Origin of the sequence: Hoeflea sp. AS60 (assembly GCF_038900115.1) — a bacterium.
Taxonomy (GTDB): domain Bacteria; phylum Pseudomonadota; class Alphaproteobacteria; order Rhizobiales; family Rhizobiaceae; genus Hoeflea.
On the sequence record NZ_JBBMQP010000007.1, the window covers coordinates 24,167 to 39,962 of the forward strand.

The 15,796-nt window shown below is 57.9% G+C and carries 18 protein-coding genes; 9 read left to right on the top strand and 9 right to left on the bottom strand.

Annotated features, from left to right (window positions below; genetic code table 11):
• On the bottom strand, positions 1-204 hold the full coding sequence (locus tag WNZ14_RS22640; RefSeq protein ID WP_342870953.1) for a DUF465 domain-containing protein: 204 nt from the start codon (positions 202-204) through the stop codon (positions 1-3).
• Positions 205-416: 212 nt separating this feature from the next.
• Here WNZ14_RS22640 and WNZ14_RS22645 point away from each other — a divergent pair, with 212 nt between their 5' ends.
• Positions 417-593 (top strand): DUF465 domain-containing protein, encoded by a 177-nt coding sequence (locus WNZ14_RS22645; RefSeq protein WP_342870954.1) that lies wholly within the window; start codon positions 417-419, stop codon positions 591-593.
• 139 nt (positions 594-732) lie between these two features.
• Here the strand turns inward: WNZ14_RS22645 and WNZ14_RS22650 are convergent, their stop codons facing one another.
• The 3 genes from WNZ14_RS22650 to WNZ14_RS22660 all read right to left on the bottom strand — a co-directional run bounded on the left by WNZ14_RS22650 (position 733) and on the right by WNZ14_RS22660 (position 3,644).
• On the bottom strand, positions 733-990 hold the full coding sequence (locus WNZ14_RS22650; protein ID WP_342870955.1) for a metalloregulator ArsR/SmtB family transcription factor: 258 nt from the start codon (positions 988-990) through the stop codon (positions 733-735).
• 158 nt (positions 991-1,148) lie between these two features.
• Positions 1,149-2,819 carry an acyl-CoA synthetase gene (locus WNZ14_RS22655; protein WP_342870956.1) on the bottom strand — a complete coding sequence of 557 codons (1,671 nt, stop codon included), beginning with the start codon at positions 2,817-2,819 and terminating at the stop codon, positions 1,149-1,151.
• A 48-nt stretch (positions 2,820-2,867) separates the two neighbouring features.
• Positions 2,868-3,644, bottom strand: a complete 777-nt coding sequence (locus tag WNZ14_RS22660) for a sulfite exporter TauE/SafE family protein (protein WP_342870957.1) — start codon at positions 3,642-3,644, stop codon at positions 2,868-2,870.
• 92 nt (positions 3,645-3,736) lie between these two features.
• Here WNZ14_RS22660 and WNZ14_RS22665 point away from each other — a divergent pair, with 92 nt between their 5' ends.
• The 6 genes from WNZ14_RS22665 to WNZ14_RS22690 all read left to right on the top strand — a co-directional run bounded on the left by WNZ14_RS22665 (position 3,737) and on the right by WNZ14_RS22690 (position 9,178).
• Positions 3,737-4,390, top strand: a complete 654-nt coding sequence (locus tag WNZ14_RS22665) for a thiamine phosphate synthase (protein WP_342870958.1) — start codon at positions 3,737-3,739, stop codon at positions 4,388-4,390.
• 50 nt (positions 4,391-4,440) lie between these two features.
• Positions 4,441-5,433 carry a tetratricopeptide repeat protein gene (locus WNZ14_RS22670; RefSeq protein WP_342870959.1) on the top strand — a complete coding sequence of 331 codons (993 nt, stop codon included), beginning with the start codon at positions 4,441-4,443 and terminating at the stop codon, positions 5,431-5,433.
• A 122-nt stretch (positions 5,434-5,555) separates the two neighbouring features.
• Positions 5,556-6,119: an elongation factor P gene (gene efp / locus WNZ14_RS22675; RefSeq protein WP_342870960.1), complete on the top strand. Its 564-nt coding sequence runs from the start codon at positions 5,556-5,558 to the stop codon at positions 6,117-6,119.
• A gap of 93 nt (positions 6,120-6,212) precedes the next feature.
• Positions 6,213-7,013, top strand: coding sequence for an inositol monophosphatase family protein (locus tag WNZ14_RS22680; RefSeq protein ID WP_342870961.1), 801 nt, complete (start codon positions 6,213-6,215; stop codon positions 7,011-7,013).
• A 107-nt stretch (positions 7,014-7,120) separates the two neighbouring features.
• Positions 7,121-8,143, top strand: coding sequence for a flagellar motor protein MotA (locus WNZ14_RS22685; protein ID WP_342870962.1), 1,023 nt, complete (start codon positions 7,121-7,123; stop codon positions 8,141-8,143).
• A gap of 3 nt (positions 8,144-8,146) precedes the next feature.
• A complete protein-coding gene (locus WNZ14_RS22690; protein WP_342870963.1) occupies positions 8,147-9,178 on the top strand; it encodes a peptidoglycan -binding protein in 1,032 nt (343 codons plus the stop codon).
• A 10-nt stretch (positions 9,179-9,188) separates the two neighbouring features.
• Here WNZ14_RS22690 and WNZ14_RS22695 read toward each other — a convergent pair whose 3' ends face one another.
• The 3 genes from WNZ14_RS22695 to WNZ14_RS22705 all read right to left on the bottom strand — a co-directional run bounded on the left by WNZ14_RS22695 (position 9,189) and on the right by WNZ14_RS22705 (position 12,875).
• Positions 9,189-10,022, bottom strand: coding sequence for a PhnD/SsuA/transferrin family substrate-binding protein (locus WNZ14_RS22695; RefSeq protein WP_342870964.1), 834 nt, complete (start codon positions 10,020-10,022; stop codon positions 9,189-9,191).
• A complete protein-coding gene (locus WNZ14_RS22700; protein ID WP_342870965.1) occupies positions 10,006-10,917 on the bottom strand; it encodes a fatty acid desaturase in 912 nt (303 codons plus the stop codon). The genes WNZ14_RS22695 and WNZ14_RS22700 overlap by 17 nt, the downstream gene beginning before the upstream one ends.
• 128 nt (positions 10,918-11,045) lie before the next feature.
• Positions 11,046-12,875 (bottom strand): ABC transporter transmembrane domain-containing protein, encoded by a 1,830-nt coding sequence (locus tag WNZ14_RS22705; protein ID WP_342870966.1) that lies wholly within the window; start codon positions 12,873-12,875, stop codon positions 11,046-11,048.
• A gap of 203 nt (positions 12,876-13,078) precedes the next feature.
• On the opposite strand from WNZ14_RS22705, the gene rpmE reads away from it, so the two are divergent.
• On the top strand, positions 13,079-13,300 hold the full coding sequence (rpmE, locus tag WNZ14_RS22710; protein WP_152007527.1) for a 50S ribosomal protein L31: 222 nt from the start codon (positions 13,079-13,081) through the stop codon (positions 13,298-13,300).
• A 154-nt stretch (positions 13,301-13,454) separates the two neighbouring features.
• On the opposite strand, the gene WNZ14_RS22715 is transcribed toward rpmE, so the two are convergent.
• Entirely contained in the window at positions 13,455-13,973 is a 519-nt protein-coding gene (locus WNZ14_RS22715) for a DUF1465 family protein (RefSeq protein ID WP_342870967.1), read from the bottom strand.
• A 455-nt stretch (positions 13,974-14,428) separates the two neighbouring features.
• Positions 14,429-14,626, bottom strand: a complete 198-nt coding sequence (locus tag WNZ14_RS22720; protein ID WP_342870968.1) for a DUF1192 domain-containing protein — start codon at positions 14,624-14,626, stop codon at positions 14,429-14,431.
• A 147-nt stretch (positions 14,627-14,773) separates the two neighbouring features.
• Between WNZ14_RS22720 and WNZ14_RS22725 the strand changes: the two genes are divergently transcribed.
• The gene (locus WNZ14_RS22725) at positions 14,774-15,754 is read left to right on the top strand and encodes an NAD(P)H-quinone oxidoreductase (RefSeq protein WP_342870969.1); all 981 of its coding nucleotides are present in this window, start codon (positions 14,774-14,776) and stop codon (positions 15,752-15,754) included.
• The last annotated feature ends 42 nt before the right edge of the window (positions 15,755-15,796 follow it).

Sequence of the window (15,796 nt, forward strand, 5' to 3'; positions counted from 1 at the left end):
TCAGGCTATGATATCCGGTATGATCTGGTCTTCGAGCTCAGTGATCTTATCCTTGATCGCGAGCTTCTTCTTCTTCATCCGCTGGACACGAAGCTGGTCGCAGCCAGTCTGTATCATTGCATTGATTGCGACGTCGAAGTCTTCGTGCTCATGGCGCAAACGCGCTACCAGCATACGAAGCTCCGCTTGTTCCTGATTGGACATGCAGCTCCCCCGTTGAACGCATCGGGTCGGTACATGGTCCGACCTTGGTATCATCGCGGCGCTCGTACCACAAAAACAGGTGTAACGGGAAGTTATCCCTTTTCAAGAAATCATCTTCGACAAATAGGCAAAGCCGTGGCACACTCCGCAGTGTCAACAAACGATTTGCACCGGTGTTCCGGCGCCGGCGCAGCCCAACAAAGGAGTCGCTTATGTCGATTGATGCTCACCTTGCCACACTTGAGAAAAAGCATGGCGAACTGGAGGACAAACTCCGCACGGTGCAATCACAGCCATCCGTTCACGACGAGATGATTGTGGATATCAAACGACGCAAGCTCCGACTTAAAGATGAAATCAATCGCCTGCGGGCTGACACGCAACATTGACCAGATTTGCATGACACGAGGATGACAGAAGGCGCGGGCATTTCCCGCGCCTTTTTAGTTCGTGAAGGAAATTTTGCGCTGATTTTGGCGGATCAGTGTTTGGCCAGATCAATCCATCGGATATTGATTAGGGATTGGATCAGGACCAGAACTGCTCAACCCACAGATTGAGATGCATGAACCCATCGGTTCTCACCGTATAGATCCGGCGCGTGCCCTGGTTGGTGACGGTCACCAGATTGCTGTCGAGAAGCGCCTTGAGATGTTGCGAGACCGCCGGCCTGCTGATCGGCAGACCCTCCGCAAGCTCATTGACCGTGCGAGGCTGGCGACGCAATTCTTCAAGAAGATAGCGTCTGTTGGGGTCGGCAATGGCTTGGAAAGCATCCATGGTCATGAAAGCAAGCTAATTTAAAGATTTCAGCCCGGCAAGTCTTTTGTGTGCGGTGCAACCTGCGTGTATTTCCTGAATTTCAGCCATTTTTAGGTCTGAATATTTTAGAATTTTACAATGCACCGGTGCGCCAGACGTCGTGATTTATCTGCTGCGCCAGATCAGGATGAGCCCAGGGTCTTGGCCTCGTCGCGCAGCAGGAATTTCTGGATCTTTCCGGTCGATGTCTTGGGAACTTCATGAAAGATCACTGTGCGCGGGCATTTGAAACGGGCCAGCAATCCGCGGCAATGTTCGATCACCTCATCCTCGCTCAGGCTGTAGCCGGGCCGGAGTTCAACGAAGGCACAGGGTGTTTCCCCCCACTTGTCGTCAGGGCGAGCAACGACTGCCGCGGCCATGATGCCTGGATGCTTGTAGAGTGCGTCTTCGACCTCGATGGAGGAGATGTTCTCGCCGCCCGAGATGATGATGTCCTTGGACCTGTCCTTGAGCTGCAGATAGCCGTCGGGATGCATGACGCCCAGATCGCCTGAATGAAACCATCCACCACGGAAAGCTTCGGCGCTGGCTTCGGGGTTTTTCAGATAGCCCTTCATGACGATATTGCCGCGGAACATGACCTCGCCGATGGTCTCACCATCAGCCGGCACTTTCTCCATGGTCTCCGGGTTCATCACGGCCAGGTCTTCCAGGGCCGGATAGCGTACACCCTGACGCGCTTTCTTGGTGCTGCGGGCACCTCGCTCCAGGGCCGACCATTCGGACTTCCATTCGTTGACGACGGCTGGCCCGTAGGTCTCGGTCAGGCCATAAAGATGCACCACCTCGAAACCGGCGTCGGCCATGCCGGCCAGAACGGCCTCGGGCGGAGGGGCTGCCGCGGTGTTGAAGCTGACCGTGTGGGAGAATTCGCGCTTTTCATGATCGGGCGCGTTCAGAAGCGTCGACATGACAATCGGTGCGCCGCACAGGTGGGTCACGCCATGATCGGCGATGGCTTCATACATCGCTTTGGCGCGGACCCAGCGCAAGCAGACGTGAGTTCCGCCGACAACGCTGAGGGTCCAGGGAAAGCACCAGCCGTTGCAGTGGAACATCGGCAGGGTCCAGAGGTAGACCGGATGGCGTCCCATGCCTGAAGCGATAACATTGGAGTAGCCCATCAAGGCCGCGCCGCGGTGGTGATAAACCACACCCTTGGGATTGCCGGTGGTGCCGGATGTATAGTTCAGCGAGACGGATTCCCACTCATCGTCAGGCAGGGTTCGGGTGAAATCTGATGAAGCAGCTGCAACAAATTCATCGTAATCGTGGGAGCCGATGCGGGCGCCTTTAGGAAACGGCGCGTCATCGGGGTACTCGCTGTCGTCATAATCGATCACCACCGGATCTGCCTCGGCGAGCGCAAGCGCTTCTGCCATGACGGTGGAAAATTCGCGATCAACGATCAGGACCTTGCAATCGGCGTGATCAAGCTGGAACGCGATCGCCTTTGCATCAAGCCGCGTGTTAATGGAATGCAGCACGGCCCCGATCATTGGCACGCCATGGTGGGCTTCGAGCATGGCTGGTGTGTTCGACAGCATTGCCGACACAGTATCGCCCTTGGAGATCCCGAGGGCTGACAGTGCATTGGCAAGCTGCCTTGAGCGCTCCAGAAAGTGCCGATAGCTCACCCGCATCGCACCATGGATGATGGCCACGTGGTCAGGATGGATCAGCGCCGCGCGCTCGAGATGGGCCAGGGGCGTCAGAGGCTGATAGTTGGCGGAATTGCGGTCGAGATCGGTTTCGAAGGGATTGGCGCTCACGGTCTTGTTCCAGTGCATTGTAACTCGGGCAGTAAAACATCAAACCATCTGAAGGCTCAGTTGTCATCAAGCCAATAGATGAATGGCACCGTCCCAGATGAGTTTCAGGGCGGCGAGGAAGACCATGCCGTACATGAATGGGTAGAAAATCTCCGGCTTCATGCGCCTGACGATGAATGCGCCGGCCAGCGTTGCTACCGGCGCCAACGGCGCCAGCACCAGCGAGGTTGAAAGATTGGTGGCATCGAACTGCCCAAGCGCGAAATAGGGCACAAGCTTGATCGCATTGATGATGGCGAAGAAGCGAACGCTGGTACCGGTGTAGGTCTTGGGGTCCTGGCGCAGTGGCAATGTATAGATCTGGTAGGGCGGGCCGCCGGCGTGGGAGACAAAGCTGGTGAAACCAGACAGGGTGCCCCAAAACATGCCTTCGACCGGACGATGCCCGCGCGTAACATGCGTGCCCCCGTTGCGGGCGGCAGCCAGTTTCTGCATCACATATCGCCAGACGAACCAGAGGGCGACGGCACCGACGATAAGCCGGATCATCGGCACGGTGACCCATGCTGCCGTGGCCCAGCCGATGGCGATACCGATCAGCGCGCCCGGCACCATGATAACCAGCGTCCTGGTGTCCTTTTGGCTGCGCCAGGTCCACAGGCTGACCATATCCATGACGATGAGGATTGGCAGCAGGATAGCCGCGGCCTGTACCGGCGATATGGCCAGCGCCATCAACGGCACTCCCATAAGCGCCATCGCGCCGCCGAAACCGCCTTTTGAAAGGCCAACCATGATGACCGCCGGAATGGCGGCAGCATAGAAGAACGGGTCAGTCATCATTGTGGTGGTTGATCCTTGTGTCGCGGCGGTCTATCCCGTTTGGAGCAAATTGGCCATATCGGCTTTCAGCGCTGGCCCTGACAGGAATTCCCATGACCGTCCCGAACGATCGTTGCCGTCTCGTACTCGTAACACCGGATATTGCAGATGCCGCTCAACTGGCTCAGGTGACAGGCGATGCGCTTCGCGGAGGCGACGTGGCTTCCGTCATCATTCCGCAGCACGGCCTGGATGATAAAAGCTTCCAGAAGCGATGCGAAGCTCTGGTCCCCATCATTCAGGCTGCGGGTGCAGCGGCGCTGGTCGCGGGCGATTCCAGGGTCGCCGGCCGGGTGCGACCGGACGGGATCCATGTTGAGGTGGGGCCGACAGCGATGGCGGAAATCGTTGCGCAGCATGCTCCGGCATTGATCGTCGGTGGTGGCAATGCACGGGAGCGCCATTCGGCCTTGTCGATTGGCGAAGCCCAGCCTGACTATGTGATCTTCGGATCCATTGACGGAGACATCAAGCCAGAGCCGCACTCAAAGAACATTGCGCTTGCTGAATGGTGGGCCGACATGATCGAGATTCCCTGCCTGCTGATGGGCGGTACCAGCATCGCGTTTGTGGAAGAAATGGCGCAAACCAGAGCGGAGTTTATTGCCTTTGGCAAAGCTGTTTTCTCTGATCCCGCTGACGCTGCGCGGATTGTTGCCGAAATCAATGCTGTTCTTGACGAAAAAGCGCCACGGTTAGGCCGATAATGGATGGAAAGTCGGACCTCGAGGTTTTGACCTTTCGCAGGATGGTTGCCATGCTTTGCCGATCATACAGATTGCTGCCGTTCGCATTGATGCTGGTACTTGCCGGAGCAGCGCCGTCCTCTGCCCAGAGCACCAGCGGCGAGGCTGCCCAAACTGACAGCGGCGACGCAGCCCCTGCTGCAGATGTCAAGGACGCCAAGAAACCCGCTGATGCCACCGTGCGGGCGTTCGGGGCGTTTCAGCGTGGTTATTATCTGACCGCAATGGAACTGGCGTTGCCACGCGCGCAACTTGGGGATCCGGCGGCGCAGACCCTGCTCGCGGAGCTGTTTGCATCGGGACTTGGTGTTGCGCGCAACATGGATGACGCTGCGTTCTGGTACAAACAGGCTGCCGAGAGCGGAGATGCTTCCGCGCAGTTCAAGTATGGCCTGATGTTGCTTGAGGGCAGATATGTGAAGCCCGACCGGGCCAAGGCCGAAGAGCTGATGAAGAAAGCAGCTGATGCTGGCAATGCTTTCGCCCAGTTCAACCACGCGCAGATTCTGGTTGCCGGAAAGCCAGGTGATGCAGGGATCCTTGAGGCGCTGCCCTATTTCGAGAAAGCAGCGGAGCAAGGCGTTGCAGATGCGCAATATGCTCTGGCTCAGATATATCGCAATACCGACGGCGTTCCGGATGAAAAACGGGCACGGGCGCGTGAGTACATGGAGAAAGCGGCGCGTGCCGGTTTTGACACCGCGCAACTTGACTATGCTATCTGGCTGATTGACGGAATCGGCGGTCCGAAAGACTATGAGGGCGGGTTTCGCTGGATGCAGGTTGCCGCCACGCGGGGCAATGTCGTTGCCCAGAACCGGATGGCGGTGCTTCAGATCAACGCGATCGGCACCAGCGGGGATCCGGTGGAAGCTGCCAAATGGTATATCCTGTCGCGTCGTGCCGGATTTGACGACCGGGAGCTGGATGACTTCTACCAGGGCCTTACCGAAGAAGAGCAAAAAATGGCGATCGAGGCCGCAAACAAGTTCGGCAAGCGTTGATTCGGCTCATTGAAACTGTTGGCGCAAGGCGCAGACTTGAAAAGCTCCGCTATTTGTGGTCTTGAAGCCGCCAAGCGGGGCCGAAAACCGGGCCCGGACAAAGCTCGACGCGGAATGCTCTCATGAAAATCAACGGAAATGAAATTCGCCCCGGCAACGTGCTTGAGCACAATGGTGGCTTGTGGGCAGTGGTCAAGACCAACGCGGTCAAGCCCGGCAAGGGCGGCGCCTTCAACCAGGTCGAGATGAAGAACCTCATCGACGGCACCAAGCTCAATGAGCGGTTTCGGGCTTCCGAAACGGTTGAGCGTATCCGCCTCGATCAGAAGGACTTTCAGTTCCTTTACGAACAGGGCGAATCTCTGGTGTTCATGGACCTTGAAACCTACGAGCAGCTGGAACTTCAGAAGGATTTTGTTGGCGATCGCCGCGCCTTCCTGCAGGACGGCATGATGGTCACCGTCGAGCTACATGACGAGCGTCCGATCGGCATTTCCCTGCCGGATCACGTGACCCTTGAGATCACAGAAGCCGATCCCGTGGTCAAGGGGCAGACGGCGACGTCGTCCTACAAGCCTGCGATGCTGGAGAATGGCGTGCGTATTCTCGTGCCTCCGTTCATCTCGGCCGGCGAGCGGGTGATCGTGGACACCAACGAACTTACCTATTTGCGCCGCGCCGATTAAACCGGTCGCAAGACCATGCTCCGCTCCGAGCCCTGAGACACCGGCGTATGGCGCGTTTGTCCATCGCGCCGCCGACACCAAGGAATAAGACAGATGGCGCGTTCAGCCCTTCTCAACGTAATGGTCCAGTCGGCGCTCAAGGCCGGACGCTCGCTTGCGCGCGATTTTGGCGAAGTGCAGAACTTGCAGGTCTCGCTCAAGGGGCCTGGCGATTATGTCAGCCAGGCAGATCGCAAGGCAGAAACCATCATCAAAACCGAGCTGCTGCGCGCGCGCCCGACCTACGGCTTCATGGGTGAGGAAAGCGAAGAGCTCACCGGCACTGACGGCGCCCACCGCTGGATTGTTGATCCGCTTGATGGAACCACGAATTTTCTGCACGGCATGCCGCATTTCGCTGTGTCGATCGCGCTTGAACGCAATGGCGAGATCGTGGCCGGTGTCATCTACAATCCTTCCACGGATGAACTCTACACTGCTGAACGTGGCGGCGGCGCCTTTCTCAATGACCGCCGTCTGCGCGTTGCCGGGCGCAAGGCCATGTCTGATGCGGTGATCGGTACAGGCGTGCCGCATCTCGGCCGTGGCCATCACGGCAAATTTCTGGTTGAGCTGCGTCATGTCATGGGCGAGTGCGCTGGCATCCGCCGTATGGGAGCTGCGGCGCTGGATCTGGCCTATGTCGCTGCGGGCAGGTTGGACGGATTCTGGGAAGCACCACTCAATCCGTGGGACATGGCCGCTGGTATCATTCTTATTCGGGAAGCTGGCGGCTTTGTCTCCGACGCCAAGGGTGGCACGGACATGTTCGGCACCAAATCCGTAGCAGCCGGCAATGAGTACATCCTCAAGGGTCTTCTCGAACTCGTACAGCGGCCCGTACCGAAGTCCTGATGGTGGCGTCATAGCGTTGTTTTGAAAGCATGCTTTCATTTCCGCCATAATATCGGTTAGTCTCAACCTATCTGATGATTTGGGACAAAGGCCGGGACGGACAACGCATGGCAAAACTGACATTGTCTGGGTGGGGTATCTCCGAAGACGGCAGCGGCGCGGATCCGCACAAGCTTTCCAGTCCGCTGGTGTTTTTCTGGAGCATGATGATCTTTCTCATCCTCTCCGGTTTCGTGGCGGCCATCCTTTATCGGCAAGTACAGACTGCATTTCTTGCCAATCCAGGCCTTAACGGGCTGATTGTCGGGGTTTTGGCTGTCGGTGTGCTTCTGGTTTTCACGCATGTCCTGAGGCTTCGCCCGGAAGTCCGCTGGGTCAATTCGCTGCGCGCAACCGGTGATGCCGAGAAGGTCGGGCGTGATCCGGTGCTGCTGGCGCCGATGCGCGCGCTGATCGGACGCCGCCAGGAAATGGCGCTGTCGACGTCCTCGCTGCGTTCCATCCTCGATTCGATCGCCACCCGGCTGGACGAATCCCGCGACACATCGCGCTATCTCATCGGCCTTCTGGTGTTTCTGGGTCTCTTGGGAACGTTCTGGGGCCTGCTCGGCACCATCGGTTCGATCAATCAGGTGATCCAGTCGCTCGACCCGGGAAGCGGTGGGACCGAAGACGTCCTGTCGACCCTGAAGAGCGGCCTGTCGGCGCCGCTTGACGGCATGGGAACGGCATTCTCGTCCTCACTGTTTGGTCTGGCCGGATCGCTGGTTCTCGGGTTTCTGGATCTGCAGGCCGGGCGCGCACAGAACAGGTTTTACACCGAGCTTGAAAATTGGCTGTCGACGATGACGGATCTGGATTCGGGCGTGGTGATGCCGACCGAGACCACTGGCACGACCGAGGAAATCCGTATGCTGTCCGAACGGATGCAGAAGATGTCACAGGATTCCGGCATGACCCCGCGGACGACGGCAGCGATGGCGAGTCTGGCAGAAGGCATTCAGGGTCTGGTCAAGAATATGCGCAACGAGCAGCAGATGCTCAGGGACTGGATCGAGGCGCAGCAGGTTGAATCACGCCGGTTGCGCGAGACGCTCGACAAGCTCGCCGACAAGATCGGGGACAAATAAGCCATGGCGCTGGCACGAAACCGGCGGCGGGAGCGGACGGTCGATTACTGGCCGGGATTTGTCGACGCGTTGTCGACTTTGCTGCTCGCAATCATGTTTCTGCTCACTGTGTTCGTCCTGGCCCAGTTCTTCCTGTCGCGTGAAATATCGGGCAAGGATCAGGTGCTCAACCGCCTCAACAGCCAGATCAATGAATTGACACAGCTTCTGGCGCTTGAGCGATCAGGCAATCAGGATCTCGAGGATACGCTGGCCAATCTGCAGGCGTCGCTTTCAGAATCGGAATCCGACAGGTCCAGGCTGCAGGAACTGCTGGCAAGCGGTTCGGGTGCCAGTGCCGCAGCAGAAGCCAGGATTGGTATCCTGTCGGAAACGCTTGATGCCGAGAAACAAGTCTCCCAGCGCGCGCTCAATCAGGTCGATTTGCTGAACCAGCAGATCGCCGCTCTGAGGACGCAGCTTGGTGCGCTTGAAGATGCGCTTGATGTGTCCGAAAGCAAGGACCGGGAGACCCAGGCAAAGATCGCCGATCTTGGACGGCGCCTGAATGTCGCGCTGGCGCAGCGGGTGCAGGAACTCAATCGCTACCGGTCGGACTTTTTCGGGCGCCTGCGCGAGATCCTGTCGAGCCGCGAGGACGTGCGGGTTGTCGGTGACAGGTTCGTGTTCCAGTCGGAGGTTCTGTTCCCGTCGGGTGGCAACGAGCTCAACCCTGCAGGCATGGAGCAAATGGCCAAGCTTGCAGCAGCTATCATCGAGCTTGCCCGCGAGATTCCCGATGAAATCAACTGGGTGCTGCGAGTCGATGGTCATACAGACAATGTGCCGTTGTCGGGCAATGGGCGTTATGCCGACAACTGGGAGCTCTCCAGCGCGCGTGCGACATCGGTCGTCAAATACCTGATCTCTGAGGGCGTGCCTGCAAACCGTCTGGTGGCAGCCGGATTTGGCGAGTTCCAGCCGATCGCAGAAGGCGACACAGACGCTGATCACGCAACCAACCGACGCATCGAGCTGAAACTTACGGAGCGCTGAGAGCGGCTTCTCAGCCGGGCAGTTGCGGGAAGGCTTGCCGGACAGGCAGAAAATCTGCGAGCGGGGCGTAGACTGCTGGCTTGAACCGCGCCAGTCCGGTTAGGAATACAGCGTCGCGCACGTCTGCCTCAAGACCGGCGATCGCGGCCTCGACAGCATCGGCGATTGCATCGGTTTTATCTGCATAGAGGGCGCTGGTGATGAGCGGCAGTGCGGGTGTCTGCGGTGTCGTGGCAAAGACAACGAGATCATCTGCTGCCGGCTCGTGGCGCTTGGCCAGTTGCCATGTGACGACATCGATCGCAGCCCAATCTGCCTCGCCCTGAGCAACGGCCCTGATGGAGGCGCGGTGCGCCCCGGTTTCGAGCTGTTGTGGAAGGCTCTCATAACCGCCTGCGGCAAGCAGACGGACCGGTGCGGCGAAGCCTGACTGGGAGTGGGTCATGTTGTAGGCAAAGCGCTTGCCCGCCAAGTCGCCCAAACTTTCAGGCCTCTCGTTTTTTCGCGCCACCAGCACGCTGAAATAATGGCCCGGCTGCGCGTCGGTCACCGCATACGTAGGGGTGCCGACCAGCGCCACCTTGCCGGAAAGCCTGTTGGCGTAGGGATAGCCGCAGGTCTGCGACAGGAGCAGATCAGGGGCGCTCCAGAGAGGTTCGGGGTCTGCTGAGCGGTCAAGTACCGCAGGCGCCGTAATTCCCCTGGTGGCCAGTTGCAGGCGAATTGAAGCCCACACGGTATCGGTGGCGTCACGGATCTCGGGCCAGTCATACATTGGCAGAGAGGCAGCGCCGATCATGGCGCCACCGTCTGACCATGATGCGCCATCACTTGATGTCGCCATGTTGTTTTCGATTGCCTTCGATTGGCCACGCCACCGGTTCCTTGGGTCTGAAGCCGAACCTGCGGAACACCTCCCAATAGCTTTCATAGCGGTAGCCGCCATTCATGCGCAGGAAACGGGCCCGGTTCTCCCGAAAGAATTCAGGAATGCGGTACCAGGCAAGGGATGGATAGGCGTGATGCACCGAGTGAAAGTTGTTGTTGAGAAACAAAAGGCTCAGCGGGCCGCTGGTTTCTATGATCACGGAGCGCTGGTTGGCTTTTTCAACCGCCTGATGCTCGATGAAGGAGCGCACCATCAAAAGTCCCATGCCGAAATACGCTGCGATGAAGTAGCCCCAGGCGGGGAGGCTGCCATAGTTGCTGATCAGCCAGAACAGCAAGGCTACTGCCAGAAAATGACGCAGCCATATCGTAGCAAGGTTTCGGTCGCCGGCCTTGATGCGAACGAGCTCGCTGCGGAGGAAGCCGACGGTGGAGAGTGCCGGTCCGATGGTCATCCTGCCAACAAGGGTATTGTTGGCTACCAGCAGGCTCTTGAGCCATCCTGGTATGGATGCCCAAAGATCGCGGTCGAGATAATAGCTCTCCGGATCGTCATAGGGATCGGTGATGTTTTCGTTGATGTGATGGGTAAGGTGGCAGGATTTGAAGCGCAGGTAGGGCACCAGCACTCCAATTGGCGGGGCTATCAAGAGATCGTTTATGTTTTGGTTCCTGAATGGATGACCGTGCAAAAATTCATGTTGTAGCGAGGAATGCAGCGTGATCGTGGGGATCAGCATAAGGACACGAAGCGTGTCCGGCAGGTCAGCCCACCCAAACGCCAGCAACAACCACACAGCATAGCAAACGCCTGCAAGGAGCAGGGTCCGCCACTCCGCGTCATTCCGCATTGTGGATACACCTTCTGAATGTTCCTGTTATAGCCCGCGGACAGAGGTCCCGCCCCCCGCGTGGCTTCCAGACGAACGCCAGATAATTAACCTGATTTGTGTTGTTTCACAATATTGCGCTCAGCAATTTATTTGCCGGCTGTCTTTTCCAGAGCGAGACCGGCTTCCGCGGAAAGCGCTTCCGCCCCGTGCTCGAACTGCAGCCTTGCAAGACGGGCGTACAGTCCACCGCGGGCCACAAGCTCTGCATGACTGCCTTCTTCGACGATCTGCCCCTTGTCCATGACCAGAATGCGACCGGCGCGCAGTACCGTTGCAAGCCGGTGGGCAATGACGATCGTGGTGCGGTCCAGCATCAGTCCTTCAAGGGCTTTCTGCACCAGCGTTTCGTTTTCTGCATCAAGCGCCGAGGTGGCCTCGTCCAGGAGCAGGATGGGGGCGTCACGCAGGATCGCACGGGCAATTGCCACGCGCTGGCGTTGACCGCCAGAGAGGGTTATGCCGCGTTCGCCGACCGGAGTGTTGTAGCCCTCGTCCAGCGCCATGATGAAGTCGTGCGCCTGAGCTGCTTTCGCTGCAGCCTCAATCTCGGCCTGACTGGCTCCTGATCTTCCGAATGCGATATTGTAGCCGACACTGCCTGCAAAAATTGTCACGTCCTGCGGGACCAAGGCGATGCGGGCGCGAATATCGGCTGGGTCGGCGTCGCGGACATCGACGTTATCGACAAACACAGATCCGCTTGTCGTGTCGTAGAACCTCAGGATCAGGGAGAAAAGCGTCGACTTGCCAGCACCTGACGCGCCAACGACCGCGACGGTTTCTCCAGGCCGCACGTGAAAGCTGGTGCCAGACAGGGCCAATGTTTCGGGCCGGGCAGGGTAGGCAAACCGGACATCTTCAAAGCGTATGTCCCCGACTGCCGGGGAAGGCAGAGCCTTGGGGGATTGCGGTGCACGAATATCGGGCACTTCATCGAGCAGTTCGCTCAGTCGTTCTGCGGCACCGGCAGCCTGGGAAAGTTCACCCCATACTTCGGACAGGGCACCAAGACTTCCTGCGGCAAAGACAGAATACAGCAGGAACTGACCCAACGTGCCGGGGGACAGTTCGCCTGACAAAACCGACTGCGCACCATACCAGAGAACGGCCACGACGGATCCGAAAGCCATTGCGATGGCAAACCCTGTCAGGATGGAGCGGGCAAGAATGGACTGGCGTACGGTTGTAAAGGCGGTTTCGACGGCATCGCCGAAACGGCCCTGGGCACGGGCTTCAGTGTTGAAAGCCTGCACCGTGCGGGTTGCTCCGATGGCCTCGCCGGCAAAGGTCATGGCCTCGGCCAGACTGTCCTGAGCAATCCGCGAGCGCTTTCGAACCTTGCGGCTAAATCCGACCATTGGAAAAACGATGATCGGGATGGCAACCAGAACAAGGCTGGAAAGCTTGGGCGAGGTTATGAACATCATCGCACCGGCACCGATGCACAAAATTGTGTTGCGCAGGGCAAGTGAAGCGGTCGCGCCGACTGTGGATTTGATCTGCGTGGTGTCTGCGGTCAGGCGCGAAACGATCTCGCCAGACCGGTTGGCGTCGTAAAAGGCGGCGGACAATGTGGTGACATGGTCGAAGACATCGCGTCGAATATCGGAAACGACTCGTTCGCCGAGCGTGATGACGAAATAGTAGCGGCAGGCTGAGGCAAGGGCCATGATTATGGCGATAGCCGCCAGCATCGAGAAATAGGTGTTGATGAAACCGGCGTCCTGGGCCGAGAAGCCATGGTCGATCATCCGGCGTACTGCCATGGGCAGTGTCAGGGTCGTCACCGCCGCCAGCAACAGAAACCCTAGCGCGCCAAACACCAGATGTGGATAGCGCCGGACATAGGGGAAAAGTCTGGAAAGCGGGCGAACCGACTGGCGGGCCGTCTTGGGTGTATCTGTTTGTTCAGCCACGTCTGCTCCCGGTATGCGTATTCAATGTAGCGGCAGACCTGCAAATTCGGACGCGGCCCTTGTTATCGCCAATGCCTTCATGTATAGGCTCGCCATCGAATTGGGAAGTCGTTGTTCCAAAGGACACCGGCTTCATTTATGTGTTTGGCCAAAATGCCGCAAGCATCGCTGCGCAGGGGCCTCCCAACGGCAGGACAAAGAAGATGAAGGCGAACATCCATCCCGATTACCACATGATCAAGGTGGTCATGACTGACGGCACTGAATATATGACCCAGTCAACCTGGGGCGCCGAAGGCGACACCATGAACCTTGAAATCGATCCTAAGTCGCACCCGGCCTGGACCGGCGGCAACCAGCAGATGCTGGACCGCGGCGGTCGTCTTTCGAAGTTCAAGAAGCGGTTCGAAGGCCTCAGCCTCTAAGACAAACGGCAAATCGCCGAGACTCAAGACCCGCCGGTTCAGGCGGGTTTTTTGTTGTCTCGATCACAGGTCAATTCATCTCGAAACTGCCAATGCAAAAAGCCCGCAGGGTGTACCCGCGGGCTTTGGAACAAACAGTTTTGATTTTTGGTTTTCAGCGCTTGTTGAAAACAGTCTGCAGAAGATTCTGCTGGGCCTGGACCGAATTTTCGTTGTCGGGCTTCAGGGCTGCGGCTTCCGCAGGACGGTAGATTTCGCGGTCAAGCAGTGCCACCCGGTTCTGTATCCGCAGCGAGCGTTCGACCAGATCGCGGAAGGCGTCCGGCAGGTCATTCCAGCCCTGGGCCGTGCGGTCGCAATTGAAGCTGTCGAGACGAACCTTGTTCTTCTCGGCAAGAACCTGATCGCGGTTCATCTCGCCGTTGTTCACGGCACGCTGCAAGAGCAACCAGGATGCCATCTGCATAAGACGTGTGGTCAGGCGCATGGATTCTGCGGCGTAGAGAACGCCGGCCAAGCGTGGCAAACCTTTCGAGGCTGCCCGTCCGGGGCCGTCGAGATAGTTTGCGGTCTCCTCTACCAGCCCCATTCCTTCGGCATAGAGCGCCTTAAACTGGGCCGAGTTGGCCATGCGGTCTGCGAGGTTTACTGTGTTGAGGCTGGTCTCAGACATGGGCCGGAAATTCCTGATTACAAAATACTCGGTAGGCGGCGTTTGCAGGCATTGAGTGTCTCTGCCTTGCCCAGACAGAATGAACCGAGCACCCGTATTCGGCAAGTCTATTCTTAAGAAAGGGTTAACGTGAAAACCGCTTTGAAACAGCCGATAAAGCGGACGCGATCTGTCGATCGCGAACGTCAATCCAGTCTCATTTCTGCTGGGCTAAAGCCGCCTGCGCAGACATTTTTGGTGTTGGTTTTATCTTAGGGGGCTTCTCCGGTCAGGATCAAGCCAAAAAAAGAGCCGCATCAGCGGCTCTCAAGAGTTTAACAGGGAGGCGTCAAACAGCTTGACCGCAGGTCAAACTGTCAAATCCAGGAAGCCCGGATGTGTATAGTAAAGACTTGTAAAGCTTAACCGAAGCTTAACGTGAGATACTAATCCCATAAGCCCTTGCTCTGTTTGCTTTATTTTGACTTGAAAAAACCCTCTGCTGCGCTGCGGCTGGATGTCTTTGATGATTTTTCTGTTTTGAGGCGTTCAATCTCTTCATGCAGCAAGGCGATTCGCTCCTCCAGTTCTGCAGCAGACAGGAATGTGAGATCACATCCGATTTCATGGAGTCTCTTTGGTTTTGGACGGTCATCATCTGCAAACATGGCCATTCCCTCGCTTTCCTGCCCCTCGAATGCCGCATTTTGACGGTGCGTGCGGCTTTCCCGTCTTTAGACCTGCTTCAAGGGCCAACCGGCATTGCCGTCGTCCCACCCCTTGCTTAAGTTGTGGAAAAGTATCAGCAGGAGAATGATTAGATGCGTGCCATTGAAATTCGTCAACCCGGCGGCCCCGAGGTCCTGACCCTTACCAAGCGTGAGCGGCCTGTCCCGGGTGAGACCGAACTGCTGATCAAGGTTGCTGCGGCTGGGGTCAATCGTCCGGACTGCCTGCAGAGGCAGGGGGCCTATCCACCGCCCGCAGGTGCATCGGATATCCCTGGTCTGGAGATTGCGGGTGAGGTTGAAGCGGTTGGGGCTGGCGTGCAGGGGTTCAAGCCGGGCGACCAGGTCTGTGCGCTTGTGGCAGGCGGCGGTTATGCCGAGTACTGCACCGTTGACGAGACCAATGCGCTCATCGCTCCCCCGGCGCTGACCATGACAGAGGCGGCAGCTATCCCGGAGACGTTCTTCACCGTCTGGCATAACGTGTTTCAGCGCGGCGGGCTTAGGTCCGGCGAGACTTTCCTGGTTCATGGCGGCACTTCCGGTATCGGGACGACCGCCATTCAGCTTGCAAAGGCGTTTGGCGCGCGGGTGCTGGCAACAGCGGGATCAGAAGCAAAATGTACAGCCATGCGCGAATTGGGCGCGGATCTGGCTATCAATTACCGTGAGACGGATTTTGTCGAGGCGGTAAAGGAAGCGACCGATGGCAAGGGAGCAGATCTTATTCTGGACATGGTGGGCGGAGACTACATCACCCGCAATTATCAGGCGGCCGCGATTGAGGGCCGGATTGTCCAGATAGCCTTTCTGAGAGGGCGCAAGGCCGAAGCAGATTTCGCCTTACTGATGATGAAGCGATTGACCCACACAGGCTCAACGCTCAGAGCTCGCGACATCGCGTTCAAGGCGGAGATCGCTCAGGAACTGCGCAAGCATGTCTGGCCGTTGTTGAACGCGCGCACAGTGCTTCCGGTTATGGACTCGATCTTTCCGCTTGATCAGGCTTCTGCAGCCCACCGACGGATGGAAGATGGCGAGCACATCGGCAAGATCGTGCTTGATCTGAGCTGAAGCGGTTTGCACGCCCGCCCAGCCTAATATCCCTGTTCAGCC